This window comes from Pedobacter ginsengisoli, from assembly GCF_030244015.1.
GTDB lineage: Bacteria > Bacteroidota > Bacteroidia > Sphingobacteriales > Sphingobacteriaceae > Pedobacter > Pedobacter ginsengisoli.
This window is the reverse complement of sequence record NZ_JASSYX010000001.1, coordinates 462,492-484,885: the sequence shown is the minus strand read 5'-3', so window position 1 is coordinate 484,885 and position 22,394 is coordinate 462,492. Positions and strand designations below refer to the sequence as shown.

Below are 22,394 nucleotides of genomic sequence, written 5' to 3'. Positions count from 1 at the left end.
TGAACATGAGAGAATTTTTAGGGATACCAAAAAGAGCCAAAAACGCAAAGGTATCTGTTCAAACCAAAGAAAATATTTACCACGATTATACGGTAATGTGTAAAGCGGGTAAGCCCAAAACACGCTCAAAAAAATGGATTGCGGGTAAATATGATGTCAGTGTGTCTACAGTTGAGCACTGCATCAGAATTGGCAAATCAAAGGAAGGAGGAAACTCATGAAACCCACAAAGGAAGAAACCCTAAAACATAACATTCCCGATAAACCTAACAAACCTAAGCCACAATTTTACGCTGTATGCTTTCCAAAAATGCAGGAGATCGCAAAAGAGTTGGGCTATAACCTGGTAATACATGGCAGCCTAAATCGGGACTTTGACCTTATAGCCATCCCTTGGAGTAATAACCCATATCCTCACCTTGAATTGATTACGTCACTCGATGCATTTCTAAATGGTACCATCCGATACCCTGAGCCGGAAATGTTTGAACGAGGGTATATGTACTCGAAACTTCCAGGTAACCGAAGCTCATACGTGATAAACCTATACAGAGGCGGATACTACTATGGTAGAGGCAATGATGGTGAAAGATTGTATGAGCCAGACCCCGAATTTTATGTAGATATCAGCGTCACCCCATATTACAAGGAAGTAGCACTAAGCCTAAAGACAGATGAAAAATAAATCAAAATTTTCCGGACTTAGTTTTTCGTTATTTAAAGTGACCGCAAATGCCTTTTACGGTTACGGAATTGAGTTTCTGACAGTTGGTTATTCCATATCACGAATTATAACAACTAGCTATAGTAAAACTTTTTTTTACATAAACCTTTATCTGGATAGAGAAAATGAAGGTGCTGTATGGCGATTGTCAATTACGCTATTTTTCTTTCTAAAGCTAAAATGGGAGAATATAAGGGTCGAACCAAAAATAGTGTGCAGCTATTGTCTTAACAGATATGCCAAGCCCGAGCATGATTTTGAGGGCAAGGTGTATTGTTCTAAGGATTGCATTATGGACCATAAAGATGAATATCCTGATATTTAAAAACACACCAATAACATAAATGGAAACAAAAACTATATCCTTCGACGTCGTGCGGGCAACTGACCTTACTCCATTCACCTTGGATGGGAAGCGTCATATGCACTTTCACTACTTCCAGTTAACAGATACCGGATGGTTATTTTTATGGATCGATGACGACACCAATGTCGAATGGTTGAAGGAGAAAATAAGTGAGGGGAGAATTTATATTTTACCCTGATCACATGAAAATCGATTTAAATAGCACCTTAACGGGTGCTTTTCTTGTTTATGGACATTACAATATTTTCGTTAATCACCTTTGAGTCAGCGCAATAAAAATGCAGCCGGATTTTTTTAGATTTTTTGAATAAAGCATTGGATAGTCTGGATAGTATTAAGTTTTATAAGATTATCTATTTAATTACTAACTACTTACACTATCCAATACCCTTCAAAAATCAGCCTCATACTATCCAACACTATCCAACAGTATCCAACAAATCGCTATTTGGTGTCCTTTGTCCTGACACACTGGATACTGTTGGATAGTTTTTGGGCTTATTTTCAAAGCACTGGATATAAATTATATTTGATAATCAGATAGTTACAACTTATTATCCAAACTATCCAGACTATCCAATGAAAAACATAAGGTTGCGGGAAATCAGAAAAATAAAAAAAAATTATTTTTTACCCGCATCATGAGCCTTGAGAATCTCTTCATAAAGGCTTTCATGCACCAGATAAAATCCTTCAACCGTTTTCTTTGGAATGGGCTTGTTCTTGTCCTCCCATTCATACCTTCCGCTTGGTTGTTGTTGCACACGAATTGTCTCTGCATATTTCCGGTACTGAAATGCCGGAACAAATTCATGTTCTGGTTCTATGACCCGATTGTCTGTGCAAATGAAGTGCATTTTCCGGAAGTGATATTTTTTGGGCATAACAAATATTTTAAAGGGAGACAAAATTACTAAGATTTTTAGCATACGTAAAATAGAATTTGTATTTCTCTTTTTAAATCCTAACAATTTTATTATATTTACATCAGCCCAAACAAACATATTTCCTACCAACTGCGCCATTTAAACTGTTTTCAGATGAGCGCTAGAATTCTTTTGCCTGTTAAGGCCCACATTAAAAAATATCTTACGGTCCAGTTTGGTCCCGAAATGGCTATTTCTGACATTGGCACCATCCCCATGCTCTTGTTCCTGATGTTGGAGAAACATAAAAAAGCCGATCCCGGTGTCGTAAAACCGAATCAAAGGCTAATTGATGATAAAAAGTACTTTGGCTATAAAGTATACATCGGAGATAAATACCAGGAATCGCGCGGCCTTTACCTGAGCAGAGAGAAGATCATCAGGTTTAATGAAAGCATCGACAACATGATGCGGGAAGATATGTTCAGGTTCTGCCAATCGCCAGGCGAAAACAATGATCATGTGGTTGACTACAACATTAACCGTTTCCGGGAGTTCTACGGCATATGGGAAGATGAGCTGCCCTTTGATAATTTAAAGCGGTGGTACTACCGCGAACGGATCAGGTTGGAAGAGCATCTTAGGGTAGAGAAACGGTACGAGCCGCAAATGGAGCTTATATTTTAAGTTATGGATAAGCACAGATACCAGAGTCCGGTTCTTTGGAGCGGAAGATCCGCGCCGGAGGTAATAATAGATGAGGCTTTAAACATCGATTTCACGCCAATAAAAATGTCAAATACTGATTGCAATTTTATGGAAGACCATGAGCATGCGAGCGCCGCGATGTTACATGCGCTGGGCATCAAACCTGAGCTGGTGGGTAAACTTGTACCCTCTCGCTGGATTGACAAAGCATATGAAAGCAAGCAATATCGATTTCCAGTGAGCAAAAAGAAAAGGATACGTCAAAAATGGGCGAAAGATAAACGGAACTATAGAGATGTTGAGGTTAAAAAAATCCTCGTAAATACAGCTACCGGAGCTATCTATGGACATCCGGATACAATTGAATTTATTAATAAATACATAGAATATGGAAGATTATCAAGGCGATAATATTGGCGGGGTGAAATCCGTCGAGCTTATCGAACATTACAACGTTATAAAATTGAACCCGCTTACACTCGTGCCGGGAAAAATCTTTAAAGAGATCTTGTCAAAAGAAGAAACCGGACACATAGATCCTACAGAAAAGGATAGTGATAACGGCATCATTTACGGCTATCGGGGTGATTTATTTTTTCACAGAATGCGGGATGAGGTGACCGCGCTGATGAAGCCGTATATTGGTCAAACCAGTATTATGAGGGTTAAAGACATGAACAACCGCACCTATATTATCGGGGCACCTGGGGCGCCGGTAACCATTACCTCATCAGGATCTACCGGCGCCAGGTACGCCACTGAAAACGGGATCAGGTATAGCTTTGAAATCGATCAGAGTTTTCCCGCAATAATTACGGATTAGCCTGTCCTTTGGCGCCTGCGCGCATATGCTGAGTTTTGGGTTCTTGATTACAGGAACCCAACATCTCAGGTATGAATAAAATTTTCATTGTAAGGAACGAAGGCAAAAGATCAGCAGATATTTTTCTGTATGGCATTGTCGGCGATTACTGGTACAGCGACAGCGCTGTTAATGCCAGAAACCTGCAGTATCAAATGTCGCTTGTCAGCGATTTTCCTATTATCAATATTCACTTATGCGGTCCCGGTGGCGATGTTCACGAGGGATTGCTGATGGTTAACATCATTAAGGCATCAAAAAAGGAAATTCACATTTGGAATGATGGAATTTGCTGTTCAATGATGGCAATAATATTGATGGCTGCTGTTAAAAAAGAACGCCGCCACGCCGCAAAAGCCTCACTGACCATGTTCCATAAAGCCTCAACAATCACCTGGGGAAATTCAGGCGAACTGAGAGAACAGGCTGACATTCTTGACAAGCATGATGACGTACTGATGGACGTAATCTGCGACGCTACCGGGATGACCATGGATGAGGTAAAAAACAAATGGTTTGACGGCAAAGATCACTGGCTCACCGCAACTGAAGGTGCAGCGCTCGGATTATTTGTCATTGAAGAGTATGACATTCAGCCAATTCCTGAGAACGTGCAGAATCAGACGCTTGACAAGATCGCTGCGTTTTGGGCACCTAAGAACGGAAATCAAACAAACCCCGCACAACTTAATAATGAAAATATGGCACTAATTAGCATTGGAAACAAATTACCAAAGCTTACTGCACTTGGTAAAGTGGCAGTAAATGACCGCACAGCTGAACTGCTGGTTGAGGCAAATCAGGAATTGGAATCAGAAGGCATACCCGGTATTACCCTAGTGTATGATGCTGATCTGCAGGAAACCATCACAAAAGCTGACAAGGTGGATGGGTTGGAGCAAAAAGTTTCCGACTTGGATACATCGGTAAAGGAAAAAGATCAAAAGATCTTAGACCTTCAAAAAGTTATCGATGAACAGGCCAAAAAATTAGGCGAACCTATCGTTCCTGCGACAGCTCCTAAAACCGAAAAAGTGGATAATACCACTGGCGATCTGGTAACAGGCAAAGAAGAACTTTCTGTACAGGATCGTGAAGTCGCAGAAATTAACAGAGTAACTAACCTTATCCCATAATCACAATAAAGTCATGAAAAACACCTTCAAACTAATTTTTGCCTTCCTGATCATGGGAAGCTTACTGGCCTCCTGCTTCGGCCTACCACCACAATACGGATTGGCCTGCGGTGCTGGTCTTTTGGGGGTAGCAATCGCTACCTACAAAGAGCCGATGCAAAATGTATTCCGCGCTGATGTGATCAACCCGGATATCACTAAAATTGCAACCTATATCGGTAAAGTTCGAAAGGGCATTATTCCGAAGCTGGTCAACGCAATGAACATATCAAAAGATATTTCGCTCGTACCTAATATTAAAAACGTAAGCGTAAGTACCTCATTAACGATAAAAAGCGGACCTAAACCGGCAACAGGTAACTTTAACCCGATGGCTGGGGATTTGGACTATAATCCGCGTCTTTTGACGGTTGAAGCCTTCCAGCGCGATTTGCTGATTACACCATCGCTGTATAGAAAATCTCACTTTGCTTATGAGCGTGGTGCTGGCGAGGGAACAAACAACAAATCGATTCCTTTTGAGGCATACACCCTGAAACGTGTATTAGAAAACGATGCTGCGATCCTGAATGATCAGACAGGGTTTTATGGTGTAGGTAAAGCAGCGTTTGCTGCATTCAATGCAGGCAGTGTTTACACCGCTGGTCAAAGGGTTTACTTCACTCTGAATGGAGAGGTGCAGTATTTCACCGCGAAAGCGACTACTACAGCCGGTCAGTCTCCTGCCACCAACCCGGAAAAATGGACTGAGTCCAATGCTCTGGCTATTTGCCTTGGCCTGGGTACTCAGCTGTTCGCAGGAAGGACAAGCGGTGATATCACTAAGGTGATTGCTGCTGGCAGTTTGTCGGCTTACGATCTTTACAAAAAAGTATTCCGCGCACATTCAGATGCAAGGAAAAATCTAGGTGTGGTGATCTATTCCCCTACCACTAAAACAGAAGAGCTGTATGACGATTTTGAAACCAAAGTCGGCAAATACACTGAGAACGATGGCAGTGGTAACATGTACCTGGCTGGTACAAATAAAAAGGGGTTAATTGTCCCTGCTACCTGGATGTCGAAATCCAATGTGATCTTCTCTGGACCAAAGGAAAACTTTGAAATGGGAACTGACCTTCTCAGCGATATGGAATCCTTCAACGTTATCCAGGACGTGTATAGCGTGAAAATGGGTATGAGTGGTGTAATGGGTTTCAACTATCAGGATGGTAGTGAAATCACAATGACTGATGCTGATTAATTAACCGATTGTAAAACGGTCCGGATTACTTCCGGACCATTATATATTTTCAAATGAAATTTAAAACTTTAGAGGAAGCGCAAGCCGCATTCGATGCACAGGAACTGCAATTGAAAGATGTTCAGGCCGCTTTGACACTTGCATTAAAAGGCAAAACTGATGCCGAGGAAATCGCAGAAGATGCCCTGGCGAAAGTTGGCAAGTATGAGGCTCAATTGCCTAAAAAATTCATCGGAAAGCTTGATAAAAGTGAGTACGAGGTTTTATTCGGTGTGGACGGATATACCAAAGAAGATTTGGTTGATCCCAAAAATAAAAAAGTTTTGGCTGAACTGGTAAAAAACAGTTCAGGGGCTGTAAAACGGGTGGAGGATTAAGGTATGAGAAATTATAGCGGTATCGCCGGTCTGAAATTCGAAGTTCAGGACGGCCTCGAAAACCCATCAGGGATAAAAGAGCAGGCATACCTGTTCTGGCGTAACAGCATAGAGACAGAAGCGCTGCCTTCAGCTGTTGGAACCACAGCTGCAAGTATTGTGACTATCACCACTGATCACATATTAAAGGATGGAACCTATGGCATCCCATGTCAGCCAATGTACGAGAAATCGGGATTGGCATTTAAACTGGCCGGTGAAGTTGGTTCGAAAATCATGGAAACAGATATTGAGTTATTTGTTCCACAGGTTGAAGCAGACGCCATCGGTGGAATTGTTTCCCTGAAAAATTTCAGAGGGATTTTGTTCATTCGTAGGCCGAGTCAAACCACAGGTTTTATTCAGGTCGGATCGAAAGAGATGACATTGAAAATGCAGGATATCCCTGGCGGATTAGGTACAGGACCAGGTGGTGAAGTTGGTTATAAACTGACCCTGAAAGCTTACGATTTTACACCTTGGTACGTTTACGAAGGGGATCTTCCCGAAGTTGCACCTTAACCATCAGGAATCATGAAGCCGAAATTTGAATTGAGTCCTGAGCTGGTTGGAAAATTTAAAGTGGTCAATACTGATTCTCCACTGCTTCACAGCAAGATCGGTGACCTGGACTTTAGAAAAGCAACATTAGAGCAGGCAGAAGCTTTATTCAATGCGGGAACCCGTTACCTTGTAAAGATCCAGCCTGCAGGAGTGAAGCGAAAAAAGAGAGTTTCATAGTTTAGTTTTATATTTGGTTAAAGCCTCTCAGGATTGGGAGGCTTTTTTTTAAACGTTGAATTTGTCGGTAATGACCACATTTGTTTCTTCTATTTTTGGATAAAACGACCTGTCAACCTTTTTTTTGTGGTACCGTTTGTCAATCAAGTGTGTACGTCCCGGCATAATTGCGGGATACACAAAAGGATCCCGGTTATATATCACACCTATCTCCTGTTGGTAAAAGGTTCCTACGATATCCGAGTAATAAAAGTTGACGGAAAACCGTAAGTCGGAATCTTTCCCTACTTTCAGAAATTCCTTAATCGCGTCTTGATGACCCCGATATTTAATTATAATTTTTGTTCCCTCGACAAACCCTCTAATAATTTGGCTAGTATATTTTTCAAATTCAAATAGCTCTATGAAAGCTTCATTGTTACCGATGATATTACTATGGTAAGAATGCACATCCCCCTTTATGAGTTCACATTCTAAACTAAAAACTATGTATCCATTGTCAACACGCTGTGTCTGCATCGCTCTAAAAACTGGATATTTTTCCTTGTAAATACTGTCCATTTGAAGAGCGATCAGTTTACTCTGTTTTTCCAACGCGATAGATTGATCAACCATTGTCTTCGCTTGAAGTTTAAAAGTTTGGACGATAAAAAATCCGGTCAGACAAGCTACAATGGTTGAAATTATAGCAGTCCAAGATTGAATAGAGTCGATATCAACAGGCATAATTAAACTAATTTTTATGCAATATAAGTACTTTCCCTGTCCTTTCTGACTTTCCCTGTTATGAGCAATTTGCGCCATGCAGGAGATCAATGCGTGGCTAAATAGTGATCGGGATTTTAACGCCGGATCGGCGCTGTACGGGAAGTATGGCACCAATAGCTTTTTCAAAAAGATATTACATGAACAAGGCGCCACGCAATATAACGTCAAAAAGCTGGCGGCAGAGCTCATAGACCTCGCCCCAGCACAACCTGCTCCTGTTTCCTTCGATGCCCCTAATATTTCTATAGATGAAGCCCTTCCTGATCACCAAATCACAGGTGATCAGGAAACGCCGGTGAACATCGCAAATCCAAAAGATATGCAGCGTTACCTGAGTTTGAAGGCGACATTGAAGCAGCACTACAACCATTTTCAGCGGAACATGGTACTGCTTGACGTTTCAACTGATCAGCGCATATTACTAAAGACAGCTGCATCACTTTCAACCCTACAGGATAAGATCACCGGCATTTACGATCTGCTGGATTTTTTTGACGAGCACAACCACTTTCCAATTGTGTCCAAAACAGTTGAAACGGTTAAAACGCCAAAACAGGAACTGGACGCACTCTATACCAGCAACTGGAAAGCGGAGAAACGTTTGGAAAACCCTCATTGCCGGGACAAAGAAAAAACAAAGCTGCTGATCACCACCAACCTGCAGCGTATTGCCCAACTAAAAGAAGAATTGGCTTATGAGCGTGATTAAAGTCAACCAGATTGGCGAAGAAACGCCACTTGACCGGATTTATAAAGCATTCATTGCTCACGAGCTGGACAAACTGTCTGCAAGCGATAGTGAAATCTATACCCGGATAACCGAGATCGACAGGCAGATGACAGCCCGCAAGCCTGTGAAAAAACAGATCAGGGGAAAAGATTATGAATACACCGTTCCTTATCGATATAAAGAGCTATGTGAATGGATTGTCGAGCGTTTCAAAGTCTCGCACCGCCAGGCATACATCGACATCGATATGACAAAACGGTTTTTTGCCAATACCGAGACCAGGGAAGATAAAGAAATCGGCCGTGGTCAGCGTATTGCCATTGGTGATGAACTGATGTGGGAGGCAAAAGCAACCGGGGACTATAAGTCGGCCCATGCATTTTTTAAGGAAGTAAACGAGATTTCCGGCTATAAACGCGTAGATCCGGAAACGATCAATCCTGAACACCTTGTCCCTTCTGAATTTCTCATTGTCAATCATCCGTCCGAGCTGGAAACGCCATTTCCGGTTATTGAAAACTTTGCGGAGATGGTCAGAGAGCTTGAAAGGGATTTCAAACAGAAAACGGTCAATAAGATCATGGATGATGCTGTAGATATCGATTATGAATCAGACGAAACGGCAGAATAAGATATGGCTTCACAGAGGCCAGAAAATAGCCTACCTGATCGGAGCAAAGGAGGAATACGGAGTTTGTCCGCGTGCCTGGGGTAAAACGCAAGGGCCGTTTGCCTTGCGAACGATCAGGGCAGCAAATCTGATGCCTCGCGGGGCCACAGGATTACTTGGCACCACCTACATGCAGCTCCTGGACCGTACGGTGCCCCCACTACTTAAAGCCTGGGAGAAATTTGGCTATTATGAGGGAGTACATTACTGGTTTCGACGTTTCCCGGAAAGGCATCTAAAAATCCCTTCTGCTCTTTATCCGGTATTACATCCTGAACACTCAATCACCTGGTGGAATGGCCACGTTTTTCATTTTATTTCCCAGGATAAGCCGGGACTTGCAAACGGTAAGAACCTGGATGCAATCGCAGCCGATGAGGTACGGTTTTTAAACCATAAGCGGTATGTGGATGATGTTGCCCCTACCAACAGGGGTAACGGTGAACATTTTGGACATCTGGCCGAACACCACATGATCACTATGTATACCGATATGCCGACCAGCCCGCAAGGCGCATGGATTTTCGAAAAGCAGGAGCAAATGGACACCGTTAAGTGCAATAAGGCCATGCTTCTGCAGCTGGAATGGAACAAGTTAAAGTTTGAGTTTGAGACGCCAGGGACGGCTGAAAACCGCAAGGTTTACTTGAAACGTCTGATGGATAAGTACGCAGGTTTGATGAACCAATTGCGCCGTGGCCTGGTATACTACCACGAAGGAAGCTGGAAAGATAACCTGCCTATTTTGGGTATTGATCAGATCAAACAATGGCGCAGGGAAATGATGTGGCCGGTATTCCAGGCATCGATTCTGAACCGGCGATTAGTTCACTTGGAGAACGGTTTTTATGGTCTGTTCGACCAGGAGGCGCACACCTACAATGCTATTGACTACACTTACATCGATAGTCTGGGTCTGCATTTACCTGCCGGAGTACTCAACGATTGCCGTAAAGATAGCGATATTGATAAAGATCAGCCCCTTAGCATAGGTATGGACCATAATGCAAGTATTAACAGCCTGATTATATCGCAGCACGGGGCTGACCCGCACACAGGTAAAGGGAGGGCAATGAAGGTGCTTAAGTCTATGTACGTTAAAGCGCCATTAAGGGTGCATGATGTGGTAGAGGCTGCTGCTGACTATTACGCACCACATCCACATAAGGTGATCAACTACTACTATGACCATACCTCGCTGCATACGGACAGTACCAGGACCCAAAACATTGCTGATATCGTCACGGGTATTTGGATACTAAGAGGCTGGCAGGTGAACAGGATATACATAGGACAGCAGCCAAGGCATGAGACCAGATACCGGATGTGGCAGGTGGTATTCACTGAGAAAGATCCAAGGTTCGTGCCGTGCAGGTTCAATCAGGAGAATGCCCAAAGTGTGATCGTATCTGTGCAGCGTACAGGAGTGATCACAGGTAAGAACGGATATGAGAAAGACAAGCGACCTGAAAAGAATACCAACTACCCGCAGGAGGAAGCGCCGCATCAGAGTGATGCGCTGGATACCGTATACATAGGCATGAACAAGCATGAGTATGGCGGATCTCCTGCTGATATGGACATCATTATCATCTAAAGATATACTTTCCCTATCTAAAGCCCCTCCTGCCCTACGGAGGGGCTTTTTGGCTTAAAATCAATAAAAAAAGCCCATTTCATATATCCGGAAAAAGGATCGTCTGACCTTCCCTGTCGAATAGTGCGTGGCGTGGTCAACTCTGTGTCACTGTCACTATTTTTTTCAGAATTTAAATTTATCTCCCTAATAGCCAAAATTTTACAAAAAATTTCACTTCACTGAATTGTGTTGGCAGCGCTTTCCCTGTTTACCTGTCCTTTCGCACGCCTGCGCGTATACGGACTTTTGGACAATGGATGCAATTTCGATCATGGACATGCTGAAAACAATGGAACTCAGGGACTCTGCCGGTGAGCTGATCCCTAATGAGATCACCTTTGTCACTTTCAGTAAAACGCAAGGCACCGGAGGCAAAAAGATCACCATAAAACGGGCGGTTATTGCCAGCGGTCCGCGCAGTAAGTCCTCACTACGCAACCCGAATCACTACCGGAATTATACCCGGCTGCTGAGGGATGTGGACAGTGACCAGGTTCTGAAATTTCGTCCCTATTTAGTTACCAGGTTCAACAAACGGCCAATCATGTTATGAGTAAAAAAAACAAATCCGGAGCTGAATTTATCAGCGATAACATGGCCATCACTGAAAGCGGTGTTATCATCGCTATGGCCGGTGAATTTGAGCCAACGCCGGGGACCATTAAGCCAAAGTCACCAAAGGAGAAAAACACATCCGGATCAACACTAGTAGCTCCATGGGGCGAAGACAATAATTTCCCGCAGGATGTTATTGAACGGGCTTTAAAAGATTTAGGCTTGCTTTCCTTACTTGATAAAAAAGGGCGCTTGTTGCAAGGCAGAGAGGTTATTGCCGTACAGCTGGTATGGAACGAAGATAAAAAGGACTATGATACTCAGCGGATCAATGATCTAGCGATCAATGGATTTTTAGCGGGAAGAAAATTTAAGAGGTATTGGCGGGAAGCTTGCGTTGATTTTACCTGGTTCCATAATGTATTCCCTGACATCATTAAGGATAAATCCGAAGATAAAATCGCTTATCTGGGAACTCATGACGCCGCGTGGTGCAGATGGGGACTACAGAATGATGACGGTGATATTGACACCTGCTACGTATCTGCACAATGGCCTGATGCGAAGGCCGATGATGATACAAAGGTGATGACCTACCCTGTACTCGATCCATATTCACATTCAATGGTGGAGGATTTCAGGGAATCAAAAGACAAACGGGCGGTTTATCCTGCAAATTATCCGTCACCTGGTCAGGCGTATTACCCACTAGCACCATGGACGCAGTATCTGTTTTCAGAATGGTGCGACATCAAAGCTAAAATACCGAAATGGAAAAAAACTTTGATGGAAAAGGTATTGTCTGCAAAATACATTCTGACCATACCTGTTACCTATTGGGCACAGCGTTTCGATGATTGGGCTAAACTGACTCCTGCTGAAAAGAAAGCCAAGAAAAAAGAAGTCGTTAAGGAAATTAACGATAAGCTGACAGGCATAGACAACGCAGGAGCAACCATTCTTAGCGAGATCGGATTTGATGATTTGGGCAAAGAGATCCCAGCTTTTAAAATTATTCCGATTGACAATATTCTGAAAGATGGGCAATACCTGGAAGACAGCCAGGAAGCGGTTCAATACATGCTTCAATGTCTTGACCTTGATCCGACCATTGTAGGTAACGGACCAGGGCGGGGGAAAGACGCCGGTAGCGGATCAGATAAGCGGGTGGCATTTAATATTCTGGTTGCTTTGCTTCAACCCTACCGGGATGTCATTTTAGAGCCGCTATACTTTGTGGCAGAATATAACGGATGGGATAAAACCCATCCGGGTTTGCGCTTCGTGGTTCTGGAAGTGGAACTGGAAACCCTGGATAAATCCCACAAAACTGCTGTAGTTCCTAACCCTGTAAACTCAAACGAGAATGTCGCTGCTTGATAATCCTGCCGAAGTAAAACTGCACAACAGTGCCGTCGCCGCAAACATTGATTTGCAAAATGTACAGTCATTCATTGATGACGCCATTTTAAAACATCTTGTTCCGGCTATCGGTCAGGAGCAGTTTGATGTGATTGTGGCAGGAAAAGGCGGCTATGCAGACGGAAGCAAAGGGAAACGGGTATTGCTCCTGCTTCAAAAAGCTGCCGTTAATTTCATGGTCGGAGCCTATGCGGATTTTGGCGCCGTTCAAATTAACAGCGCTGGCATCAGCGTAATTAAAAGCAGCAACAGCGCCCCTGCATCAGATAAAAAACTGATGATCCTAAAAAGGAAGAGCTTGTTTGATGCCTTTAACGCGCTTGAAGCAGCTGTTAATTTTCTGGAATCCAATATTAATGACTTCACCGAATACAAGAATTCCGTAAACCACATTGCCAACAGGTCACTATTGATCAATACCGCATATGATTTTCAGTTTGCCGGAGTCAACATCGGTTCATCATCCCGGTTTTACCAGGCACTAAGGATCTATCAGCGCAAAGTTGAGAGTGATCATATAGAACCTTTAATTGGGTCTGTACTTATGGATATGCTGAGAGGATTTGTCTTAACAAGTACCGGCAATGCCAAACAAAAAGCACTGATCACTAAGCTGCAGCCAGCAGTAGCATTTTTCACCATGGCTAAAGCCCTTGTCTATCTGCCTGTATCTGTAGATGAATCGGGAGCTTATGAGCTTAGTGAAACCGTGGGTGGTATTTCCGGCAACGTAGAGAACAGAAACCCTGCTCAGGAAAAACAGCTAATGACTGCCAGAAGCGGATACCTCTGTGACGGCAAGACCGAGCTTGCAACAATCACAAAGTGGCTTGTAGCCAATAAAGCAGATTTCCCAGACTATGCCGTGCCGGAAGATTTTGATATGAATGACGGCAGCGCACCTAATGTATATGCATTTTTATGAGCACAATTGTCACAAATTTTATAGTCTTTACTGCCTGGTACATTGGCAGGACCGAGAAGAGCAAAAATTCCGGCTTCCATGATCCGAAGTTTGAAAAAGAACTTACGGCTGCAGGATGGTACAAGGGTGCGCCATGGTGTGCATTTTTTATCAAAATGGTTTTCCGCAAACTATTTACCGGCAACTTGCTTCAAGCGGTCAACGCGCAATTTAACGGGAGCGCAAAGCAAACATTCGACAATGTAAAAGCGGGCGGCGTTTTTGAAACGGGCTTGATCCCGGAACCAGGTGCTGTATGCGTCTGCCTTTTGGGGCACGGTCCGGCAGGTCATGAATTTATGGTTGAGTGGGTGGACTTTAAAAGCAATACGATGGGAACCATTGAGGGCAATACTAACGCTTCGGGCAGCAGGGAAGGCAACTGTGTAGCTCGAAAGCTCAGGACCATCACCCGAAGCTTTACCCCTACCGGATTAAACGTTTATGGTTACATCTATCCAAGGATTAAAAAATAATGGACGCAAACGAAAAAGAACTTACCACTTGGGGAATTACCAAAGGCTTGCGGACAGGGTTTATTACCTTCCTGTTTGCTTTACAGATGTCAGCAATCATTACTCTGTTTGTTTTATACTACCGGTCAGAACGTGAAAAGAATGAGCTTCAGGCGAAGCTGTATGAAAAAATGATTGACTACCTGAGACCAACTAGAGATAAAATGGAAAATGCCGCTGATACCGTGGTAACTGCAGCAACAAAAGTTATTGAGGTATCTCAAAAGGTGGACAGTCTTTCCAAAAACAAACCTAAATAAATTAAGATGAAAAAGACATTATTCTCCTTAGCTGTTATTGTGCTGTTCTCAGGAGGTACACCAACAAAAAAGCATAGATCATTCGTAAAGGAGCAAAGTCCTGGAATGCGCTTTCTTACAAGTGTCGACAGCTTACAATCTGCCGCACAGCAGATGAAAAAAGCAACTCTTACCCTTGAAAAACTTAAGCCATGAAAAAAATACTCATACCTCTTATTGTTGTACTGATCAGTGGTTGCGGGCTATTTCGTAAGATAGACCACACAAAAACTGAAAGCCAGCAAACCCATAGCAGAAGTTCGGAACTCTTATCTAATGAGGTGGACACTTCAAAAAGAACGAGTACAGAGCACTGGAAGCTTACTATTCCGGGCATTGATAAAAGCCCTTTAACCCCGTGGCAACCTGGTCCCACGCCGGACTTGTCTGGGGCAACGAATGAAATGAAGGAGTCATATCTGGAACTACTTGCTCAGTATAAGAAACTTTCAGATCAGCAGTTTGGTAAAGGATGGAATGCGGCCACATTAGAGTTTTTCAAGAGCGTATCCGAGAACCTTGGAAAGTCGAAAAACGAGAGGCAAAAAGACTCCGCAAGTTTCAGCTCTAAAGATACTTCTGACCATAAGGTCAAAGAGCCAATTATACCTGATTGGGTTTGGTCAGTGTGTGTTCTGATCGGGTTTACAGGTTTGGTTTATTTTATTCTGCGCAAAACTAAATGAGCAGGGCTAACGCAAATACCGCTAAAGAGCTAGATACGGACAGATGGACTACTGTTCGGATCAATGATCAGGCATATATTGCGCCTGCCAAATGGAATGAGGTAAGCGCAGAGCAGCTGGCTGTTTGGCAAAGGATCTGCGAGCGGAACATCAGCGGTGAACAGGCGCTGATGATTGCGGCAATCCACTTCTATAAGATCAGCAAAAAATTGTTTTTCAGCCTGAATTCTGCGCAGAAGATACAGCTGATTGATACGCTTACTTTTCTGGGCGAAGGCAACAAACTGACCAAATGGCTCATCCCTGAAATCACAAGCAGGTTTAAAAAACACATTGGCCCCACTAGCGGGCTGGGTACATCAACCATTAAAGAATTTAGGGCATCTGAACTTTATTACAACGCCTATCAAGCCACTAAAGGTGAAGCCGCAGAAGCCGCGCTGGATATGCTGATTGCAACGCTATACCGACCAAAAGGCAAGGTACATCCGGATAATGATCCCAGGGAAGTGCTTACTGAACTTGGGGTGCAGAAACGTGCGCCGGTGATGGCCCGGTTAAATGAGACCACCCGCAAGATGATACTATTTAATTATGAAGGGTGCAGGGCGCATGTAGTGGGTAAATACCCGACAATCTTTATATCCGGATCAGGTACGGGTAGCAATAGCCTGAATGATATGGAGGGCGTGATTAAGGTGGTTGCTGGCGGAAAGTTCGGCAGCTTCAATGAAACGGCTACCACCCCGCTTTATTTATTCCTGGATCATTTGTCAGATGAGATCAAGGCATTGGAGAACCTAAAAAACAGCAGGAAATGAGAGAGCAGCAGTATATAGACTATTTTAAAAATCTGGCTATCGCAAACACCCAGATTAACCATACACTGAATGGCATCGATGCATTCGCTTACGTAGATGATCCGAACAATCTTGATGAGTTTGACGATAAGTTGAGAAACGCCCGGTGCGAATATTTCATGCTCCTTATTGCTGACAACGGGTCGTTTCAGGATAATGCCTCTGAAAGTTTTCACCAGGATATCGACGGCGGGTTTTTCATTTTGTCCCGCAAAACCAACAGCAAAAGTATTGCCCAGACCCGGGATGAGTGCATGCAGATTATCATTGACACCCTGGGACGGATAAACCGGGACGGCAAAAAACAACTGATCAATCCGGATAGAAAAGTTGATTTCAGGATCAATGATATCCCATATGAAAAAGTTGGACCAATGTGCGATGATTGGCATGGATATGTCGTTTATTTCCAGTTTGGCTGTCCTTTTGGCTACCAGGTAAATTCGACAATTTGGCGGGATATTATTTAATGTCCGATGTCCATAGCCCTTACCACTCCCCCTCCTGCATTTGCATTTAGCGGCGACCGCATAAGGGCGGCATTTACCATTCCTGACGCGGTATCCGATGCCGGTAACAACGCAGTGAATAAGATTTATCTGGATGAGGAACTATCCGTAGGGATGTCGTGGACGCTTATATACGGCGGCAAGCAGGTTACCATCACTGTATCGAACACCCCTGATGATTCCGGCACCCAGCTGGAAAGCAGAGCTTCTTCATCCGGACCATTTAACAATGAATACCAGGCAGAGCTTTTGCGCGGCAACTATATCCTTCAGAATGATTTTATTATTGCCTCAGCCGTCGACGGTATTCAGCTGATCGCCAGAAAAAAAGGGATTTCATTTAACATCGACACCTATAACATTACACCGGGAGTAAAAGAGGAAATCAAACCCAACTTGCAGGTAAAATTTATACTATACTGCGAAAACGCGGCGAACCTTGCGTGGGAAAACATCTATGAAACGGAGCTTACCGTTTTAATTGGTGACGAAGGAACCGCAGAGGCTGTGCTCAACGACAAGCTGCACGATTATATGATGGCAGCGATCAGGGAGCAGATGCCGGACATCCCTGGCGAAGATCCTCTGCAGTGTAAAAAAAGCTGCAGGCGGTATTATTTCGAGTATGCGGAAATATTTGGAGATGTGCCGATGATCCAGAAACTGCACAAATCATCTGAGTTTACAGTATTGCACGGCGGGCTTTCTACTATAGGTCAGGCCACTAAAGATTTAGCGGAACTGCTTGCTCCTGGTGCGGTCGAATCAGACAGGTTCTTAAAACAGGGATATGTTGAACAGCACACCCGGACGGACCAGCCACAGTATCTGTATTTCTTTAACACCAGGGCGAATGTGACGGCAACAATGAAATGCAAATTCTGGTTTACAAATGGCACTGCATCTACAATTGACCTTTATGAGGGCGTTAGCTTCTTACTGAATCGGAAATATGGTTTTGATATCAGATTTGATCATATTTTTGATCCGGAAGATCATCCCACCCTTACTGTAAAAAAATATGAAGTTTGGCTGGTAAACGATGCGGCAGCTGTTATTTCAGAGAGCAGATTCTGGATACTTGACTACGACTACAGGCAATTCTATCGTTACTTTTTAAACTGGTCCAGCTGGGGAACATTTGATTCCAGAATGTTCTACGGCAAAAGCAGTACGGAACTGGAACTGGTTCAGGCAGAAGCGGAAAAGAGCGACCATAATCCTCAACAAATTTCAAAAGGCGAATCACTGGTTTTTAATATCAGCATTGCCACAAAATTCAGTGTCACCACCGGGTTTGTAAAAAATAAGACGGAACTGATCTTTAACCGGGATTTCTTTGCCTCGGTATTAAAATACCGGGTGTACAATAACCTACTGCTTCCGATTAAGGTGACTTCGAAATCAATTCCGGAACAGGAAGACGGCAATAATCTCTATGCTCAGAAATTCGAGTATGAATACCTGTTTGATGACCATGCTTACACCGAGGGTGACATAGAAGGGGAACCTGAGCCGCCGGTACATCTAACCGGACTTGTCTATTTTGGCTTCGCCCCAACTGTGCCTGCCAATGAAGACGATATTTTTTTATTGCCGAACAGCCAGAGTCCGGACGTTTATGGATTCCCACTTGTAACCGGCACCAATAGCATTTTTGTCGTGGCCACGCCTCCGGGTAAAAAACTGGCCACCGCTTACAACATCACAGCAGACGAAGATGTAACCTCCGAATTCCAGGCTTCTGACATGATCGTAGATGATTTAAACTACGAAGTTAACGTCATGCAAATGGCAGTTGCTTATACATTACCGCAAACCATTATAATCACTTTAATCGATGAGTAGCACACCTAACGAGCAAGCAAAGCGGATCAAGCTAACCAATCCTGGAAACATTGATGACTCAAGAGGGCCATACCCTACGCTTGCAGCCGCAAATTTAGCCATACCAAATACCATGGTAGAAGGCGAGTCGTACCGTAAAGGCAAGTTCGTGGAAATTGGAGCAGCTGCTCCCTATAAAACATATTGGTGGAGTGGTACGGATTATGCAGATAACAAACTGGTAGAATATTTTTCTGAGCTTACAAAAAAAACAGACTTGTTTGCTGTTCCCCCCGATAAAATCACAGCTATGACAACAGGTTATTGGGCGTCTAGCGCTGTTGATTCGAGTGCAATAACTGCATCAGCAACGTTAAATCATACTAACCTTATTGATTGCGCTCCCGGTGACAAGTTTGTTATACAAGGGATGACTTCAGCTACCAAAACCAATACAGCGGGTAGCTTTGCTCATTACTTCAGCGTTACTGGCTCCAGGTTATTCTATCAAGGAAGTGCGGTTCTTGTCGCAGATGGTGCTGATTGGATACTCACCGCCCCTAGCACAGTAGGAATTGTTAAATTTGGGATAAACGCCCATAACACTGATCTTCCAAATATAAAGATTAGAAAAGGGGCAAGTTCCTTTGATGTTGGAGAGAAAGTTAAACCTGAATGGCTATTGACACCAGTCACTAAAACATCTCAACTTCAGAATGATTCGCAGTTTGTCTATGTTGCAGATCTAACCCCAATGCGCAACAAGTTGATGATTATGGATAACGGGGCCGGGTCTCCGGACTACGGGTTTGTGGTGACCGCAATCAGTGGCGGACTCTCCATAACATGGACAGGACCTATTCTCCTGAGCTACACCAATGATCCTTCAAGTTCAGTCAACAGATATTCGCACTTGATAGCCAGTTCCGGCACCAGGACTATAACACTGGACTCGACAAATGCAACAACGTGTTACGTTAAAAAGTCCGATTTTGTTGGCACTACTGCAGAGATTATTCCGGTATATTATTGCCGATGGGGTGATGATGTTCTAAAGGATCCGAATACATTAATCCTTATAACCAAAAATAAATCTCAAGCCCTTAAAGACTGTACGGGTATATTTGCGGACTACGTTAGAAATTCATTAAATGAAAATCGCATTTCAGCATTGGAGGGAGCTGCGCCAGAAAATGTTGCGTTTCTAACCTCTGATAATGAATCGCAGAACTTATTCCTGAGAGGTAAGGCCTCAAAACCAGATCTTACTGGTAAGAAATATGGAATCATTGCAGCTGGTCAATCCAATACGGATGGACGGGTACTTATGGTGGATGCCCCAATTTGGTTGAATCAAGCTGATCCGACCTTAGCCGGTGTTAAAATGTGGAACAGGGGTTCTCAGGCGTTTGCTGATTTTAAATTGGGAGTTAATCCAGGATCCGACAGCAATGCAAGCACCTTATGGGCGTATGATATGGTCGTTTATCAAATGCTTCAGGATTATTTAAATGATGACATTTACGTCGTAAAACGCACCAGAGGCGGGTGTGCGATATCTGAATTCGGTACAAACGGAGGTGGCTATTGGGATGCTTACTTTGAGCGGGTCCCGTCCGGGGTTGTATTGATGAATTCTTTAGAGCAACAGATCCGGGCAGCAAAAGCCGCAAGTTCGGCATTCGAATTTAAAGCGTTTATCTGGCATCAGGGAGAGGGCGACTATGCTTCACCAGCTCAGGATGACTACTATCAGAATTTTAAAAACGTAATAGCTTACGTGAGGGGAATAGTTGACAACCCGAAGCTGCCCGTAATATATGGCTCCATAAGTACCGTCTCAGCACAATATTCTGCTGTTGTCAAAGCGGCGCAAGTAAAAATAGCTTCTGAAGATCCGTACTGTTTCTTTATTGATATGGGTGCAGCCGCACTTTTGGACTCCTACCATTTCAATGCAGCATCTTCAATCTCATTGGGAGAACAGGTGTTTGACCTTATTAAGGACTTATGATCCGCATCGTAAACCCTTCCGGCCGCGCCCTGGACTTATTCGCCAACACCACAATCCCTGTTGAGCGAAACCTGCCGCTGATCAGCGACAATGACAAACTGGTGCAGGATGTGTCTTATCAGTCTAAAGCCCCGCTGACGGAAAACAATAAGATTTTCATTCAGAACGGGCATTTGGTGGAAACAAAAAATAGCTTTTATGAATTAACGGACATCAGGGTTTATGATGAGGGCGAGTCCTTTTATTCCGGAAACCTCCGATACAAGATTGCCGATGGCCAGATACAGTTTACCTTAAAGGTTAATCTGGGCGCTGTTGCAGCCTACATGAAAACTGTCAAACTTTCTGAGGCATATTTTGTGGACGCTGAAACTCCGATCACCAGTACACCTGCTATTGAGGCTTACATGAAACAAACGGCACTGAATCCGCTCAGTTACCCGGCTGTTCATTTCCCCGTGTTTAACCCCGCATGGCATGAAGTTGAAGAAGGGCCATTGTGGAACAATGTGATGAACTCTTGGGACATCGAAACCGAGCAGTTTGATTCCGGCGACTTTACAGAAAACAATATTATTGTCCCATTCTTCAGGCTTACCTATATTATCAAACAGGTATTCAAGATATTAGGATTTGAAGCGGAAGGAAGCTTTTTTGAAAGCGATTACTATAACCGGTTATGCCTGTTCACCAGGGTTCCGGGCCTGGGAAACAAATCAAAACCCTCAAACGGATACATGCCTGATATGTTTATCGGCGACTTTTTAAAGCAGGTTCGTGAGCGTCTTAAACTCAACTACGATGTGGACCTGATGGCAAAAAAGGTATACATAGAAAGCGCAACTGACATTCTTTCGAGCAGGTTTTACCACGACATCAGGCCCTACGTAAATAGAATTAAGGAAATCGATTCGCCGGATAAAAAAGGATACAGCGTTACTTTAAAGGTAGATGAGTCAGACCCTGCCATGAACCTGGGAACAAGTGAAGTCCCAAATTTCAACCCGGAATACACGCTGAACATCGGTGACGGGGAAACCCAGGTAAACCTGGACATCGGCACACTGCGTGCAACCATTCAGGAGGCGGGGTATAGCTTTCCACTATGCCAGCAGCGGATGAGAACTGACCTCAGCGTGGAATTGACCAGCTGGCAGCTCAGGCTGCTTTATTACAAAGGAATGTACGATGTACCAGGTGGCGGCACGTTTCCGGAAGCAGAGCCGGTAGAATTAACTTTGGCAGACGCTGACTTCTACAGGTTTCTGAACGACGGAAAGCCCGTGAAAATACAAGCATCCATTCCACCCGGACTATTGAGTAAAATGCGTCCGCACCATAAGATCCTTTTCCGCTCTGCAGAAGGAAACGAAATTTTAGCGATTCCTACTCAGATCAGTTTTAACCATACCAATAACCGAACAGAACTCATTGAAACCATCATTGAAGCGAAAACGGTAGCCATATCCGCTGATACCGCGGTAACCATACAGAAAACACCGGATATCTTAGCGCAGAAAGGCACGATGACCTATAAAGTTTATTTCGATCCGGAGAGGGATTTTATCACAGAGTTTAAGCTAATGCGGTATGTAGACAGTGAAGAAACATTCGACAGCACCACTATAAAAGTCCCCACGGATAAAAACGGGGTTGGTGGTGATATCGGCTTTATGTACCAGACCAATGCGGGTGATGGCTATTATTCGGGAACTGAGTTTAGGGTATATGGCCTCACTCCTTCATCCCTGGTGTACCAGGGACGTAAATATCCGTTCCTGTCCGGTCCCGGATACGTGTATGTCATTCCTGTGGCGAGCACTGGTTATGACCCTAGTCCGGTTTGGGTGATCTTTTAGCTGTCCTTTCCCAT

General features: G+C 43.8%; 27 protein-coding genes. 25 read left to right on the top strand and 2 right to left on the bottom strand.

Annotation, left to right across the window (positions count from 1 at the left end):
* Window positions 1-5 precede the first annotated feature (5 nt).
* Together QEP08_RS02070 and QEP08_RS02065 are read left to right on the top strand one after the other, a co-directional pair.
* Window positions 6-221 carry a hypothetical protein gene (locus tag QEP08_RS02070; RefSeq protein ID WP_285055166.1) on the top strand — a complete coding sequence of 72 codons (216 nt, stop codon included), beginning with the start codon at window positions 6-8 and terminating at the stop codon, window positions 219-221.
* Window positions 218-685: a hypothetical protein gene (locus QEP08_RS02065; protein WP_285055164.1), complete on the top strand. Its 468-nt coding sequence runs from the start codon at window positions 218-220 to the stop codon at window positions 683-685. Before QEP08_RS02070 ends, QEP08_RS02065 begins: the two co-directional genes overlap by 4 nt.
* A 1,029-nt stretch (window positions 686-1,714) precedes the next feature.
* On the opposite strand, the gene QEP08_RS02060 is transcribed toward QEP08_RS02065, so the two are convergent.
* A complete protein-coding gene (locus QEP08_RS02060; RefSeq protein ID WP_285055162.1) occupies window positions 1,715-2,116 on the bottom strand; it encodes a hypothetical protein in 402 nt (133 codons plus the stop codon).
* 15 nt (window positions 2,117-2,131) lie between these two features.
* On the opposite strand from QEP08_RS02060, the gene QEP08_RS02055 reads away from it, so the two are divergent.
* The 8 genes from QEP08_RS02055 to QEP08_RS02020 all read left to right on the top strand — a co-directional run bounded on the left by QEP08_RS02055 (window position 2,132) and on the right by QEP08_RS02020 (window position 7,063).
* Entirely contained in the window at window positions 2,132-2,644 is a 513-nt protein-coding gene (locus tag QEP08_RS02055; protein ID WP_285055160.1) for a hypothetical protein, read from the top strand.
* A gap of 3 nt (window positions 2,645-2,647) precedes the next feature.
* Window positions 2,648-3,076 (top strand): hypothetical protein, encoded by a 429-nt coding sequence (locus QEP08_RS02050; protein ID WP_285055158.1) that lies wholly within the window; start codon window positions 2,648-2,650, stop codon window positions 3,074-3,076.
* The gene (locus QEP08_RS02045; RefSeq protein ID WP_285055156.1) at window positions 3,054-3,488 is read left to right on the top strand and encodes a hypothetical protein; all 435 of its coding nucleotides are present in this window, start codon (window positions 3,054-3,056) and stop codon (window positions 3,486-3,488) included. The genes QEP08_RS02050 and QEP08_RS02045 overlap by 23 nt, the downstream gene beginning before the upstream one ends.
* 71 nt (window positions 3,489-3,559) lie before the next feature.
* Complete coding sequence (locus QEP08_RS02040; RefSeq protein ID WP_285055155.1) at window positions 3,560-4,663, top strand: Clp protease ClpP; 1,104 nt, start codon at window positions 3,560-3,562, stop codon at window positions 4,661-4,663.
* 13 nt (window positions 4,664-4,676) lie between these two features.
* On the top strand, window positions 4,677-5,906 hold the full coding sequence (locus QEP08_RS02035) for a hypothetical protein (protein ID WP_285055153.1): 1,230 nt from the start codon (window positions 4,677-4,679) through the stop codon (window positions 5,904-5,906).
* Between the two features lie 53 nt (window positions 5,907-5,959).
* Window positions 5,960-6,283 carry a hypothetical protein gene (locus QEP08_RS02030; protein WP_285055151.1) on the top strand — a complete coding sequence of 108 codons (324 nt, stop codon included), beginning with the start codon at window positions 5,960-5,962 and terminating at the stop codon, window positions 6,281-6,283.
* A 3-nt stretch (window positions 6,284-6,286) separates the two neighbouring features.
* Window positions 6,287-6,844: a hypothetical protein gene (locus tag QEP08_RS02025; RefSeq protein ID WP_285055149.1), complete on the top strand. Its 558-nt coding sequence runs from the start codon at window positions 6,287-6,289 to the stop codon at window positions 6,842-6,844.
* 12 nt (window positions 6,845-6,856) lie between these two features.
* Window positions 6,857-7,063, top strand: a complete 207-nt coding sequence (locus tag QEP08_RS02020) for a hypothetical protein (protein WP_285055148.1) — start codon at window positions 6,857-6,859, stop codon at window positions 7,061-7,063.
* A gap of 48 nt (window positions 7,064-7,111) precedes the next feature.
* On the opposite strand, the gene QEP08_RS02015 is transcribed toward QEP08_RS02020, so the two are convergent.
* Window positions 7,112-7,789, bottom strand: a complete 678-nt coding sequence (locus QEP08_RS02015; RefSeq protein ID WP_285055147.1) for a hypothetical protein — start codon at window positions 7,787-7,789, stop codon at window positions 7,112-7,114.
* Window positions 7,790-7,865: 76 nt separating this feature from the next.
* On the opposite strand from QEP08_RS02015, the gene QEP08_RS02010 reads away from it, so the two are divergent.
* The 15 genes from QEP08_RS02010 (at window position 7,866) to QEP08_RS01940 (ending at window position 22,380) form a co-directional block, all read left to right on the top strand.
* Window positions 7,866-8,540 (top strand): hypothetical protein, encoded by a 675-nt coding sequence (locus QEP08_RS02010; protein WP_285055146.1) that lies wholly within the window; start codon window positions 7,866-7,868, stop codon window positions 8,538-8,540.
* Window positions 8,527-9,192 (top strand): hypothetical protein, encoded by a 666-nt coding sequence (locus tag QEP08_RS02005; RefSeq protein ID WP_285055144.1) that lies wholly within the window; start codon window positions 8,527-8,529, stop codon window positions 9,190-9,192. Before QEP08_RS02010 ends, QEP08_RS02005 begins: the two co-directional genes overlap by 14 nt.
* Window positions 9,167-10,828: a hypothetical protein gene (locus QEP08_RS02000; protein WP_285055142.1), complete on the top strand. Its 1,662-nt coding sequence runs from the start codon at window positions 9,167-9,169 to the stop codon at window positions 10,826-10,828. Before QEP08_RS02005 ends, QEP08_RS02000 begins: the two co-directional genes overlap by 26 nt.
* Before the next feature lie 295 nt (window positions 10,829-11,123).
* Window positions 11,124-11,423, top strand: coding sequence for a hypothetical protein (locus QEP08_RS01995; protein WP_285055140.1), 300 nt, complete (start codon window positions 11,124-11,126; stop codon window positions 11,421-11,423).
* Complete coding sequence (locus QEP08_RS01990; RefSeq protein ID WP_285055139.1) at window positions 11,420-12,805, top strand: hypothetical protein; 1,386 nt, start codon at window positions 11,420-11,422, stop codon at window positions 12,803-12,805. Before QEP08_RS01995 ends, QEP08_RS01990 begins: the two co-directional genes overlap by 4 nt.
* Window positions 12,792-13,772 carry a DUF6712 family protein gene (locus QEP08_RS01985; RefSeq protein ID WP_285055137.1) on the top strand — a complete coding sequence of 327 codons (981 nt, stop codon included), beginning with the start codon at window positions 12,792-12,794 and terminating at the stop codon, window positions 13,770-13,772. The genes QEP08_RS01990 and QEP08_RS01985 overlap by 14 nt, the downstream gene beginning before the upstream one ends.
* Complete coding sequence (locus tag QEP08_RS01980) at window positions 13,769-14,287, top strand: hypothetical protein (RefSeq protein WP_285055135.1); 519 nt, start codon at window positions 13,769-13,771, stop codon at window positions 14,285-14,287. The genes QEP08_RS01985 and QEP08_RS01980 overlap by 4 nt, the downstream gene beginning before the upstream one ends.
* Window positions 14,287-14,586, top strand: a complete 300-nt coding sequence (locus QEP08_RS01975; protein ID WP_285055133.1) for a hypothetical protein — start codon at window positions 14,287-14,289, stop codon at window positions 14,584-14,586. The genes QEP08_RS01980 and QEP08_RS01975 overlap by 1 nt, the downstream gene beginning before the upstream one ends.
* Before the next feature lie 6 nt (window positions 14,587-14,592).
* The gene (locus tag QEP08_RS01970) at window positions 14,593-14,781 is read left to right on the top strand and encodes a hypothetical protein (protein ID WP_285055132.1); all 189 of its coding nucleotides are present in this window, start codon (window positions 14,593-14,595) and stop codon (window positions 14,779-14,781) included.
* Window positions 14,778-15,311 (top strand): hypothetical protein, encoded by a 534-nt coding sequence (locus QEP08_RS01965; RefSeq protein WP_285055130.1) that lies wholly within the window; start codon window positions 14,778-14,780, stop codon window positions 15,309-15,311. Before QEP08_RS01970 ends, QEP08_RS01965 begins: the two co-directional genes overlap by 4 nt.
* Window positions 15,308-16,132 (top strand): hypothetical protein, encoded by an 825-nt coding sequence (locus QEP08_RS01960; RefSeq protein ID WP_285055128.1) that lies wholly within the window; start codon window positions 15,308-15,310, stop codon window positions 16,130-16,132. The genes QEP08_RS01965 and QEP08_RS01960 overlap by 4 nt, the downstream gene beginning before the upstream one ends.
* Window positions 16,129-16,641, top strand: coding sequence for a hypothetical protein (locus tag QEP08_RS01955; RefSeq protein WP_285055127.1), 513 nt, complete (start codon window positions 16,129-16,131; stop codon window positions 16,639-16,641). Before QEP08_RS01960 ends, QEP08_RS01955 begins: the two co-directional genes overlap by 4 nt.
* A 6-nt stretch (window positions 16,642-16,647) precedes the next feature.
* Complete coding sequence (locus QEP08_RS01950) at window positions 16,648-18,528, top strand: hypothetical protein (RefSeq protein ID WP_285055126.1); 1,881 nt, start codon at window positions 16,648-16,650, stop codon at window positions 18,526-18,528.
* On the top strand, window positions 18,521-20,521 hold the full coding sequence (locus QEP08_RS01945; RefSeq protein WP_285055124.1) for a sialate O-acetylesterase: 2,001 nt from the start codon (window positions 18,521-18,523) through the stop codon (window positions 20,519-20,521). Before QEP08_RS01950 ends, QEP08_RS01945 begins: the two co-directional genes overlap by 8 nt.
* On the top strand, window positions 20,518-22,380 hold the full coding sequence (locus tag QEP08_RS01940) for a hypothetical protein (RefSeq protein WP_285055122.1): 1,863 nt from the start codon (window positions 20,518-20,520) through the stop codon (window positions 22,378-22,380). Before QEP08_RS01945 ends, QEP08_RS01940 begins: the two co-directional genes overlap by 4 nt.
* Window positions 22,381-22,394 lie beyond the last annotated feature (14 nt).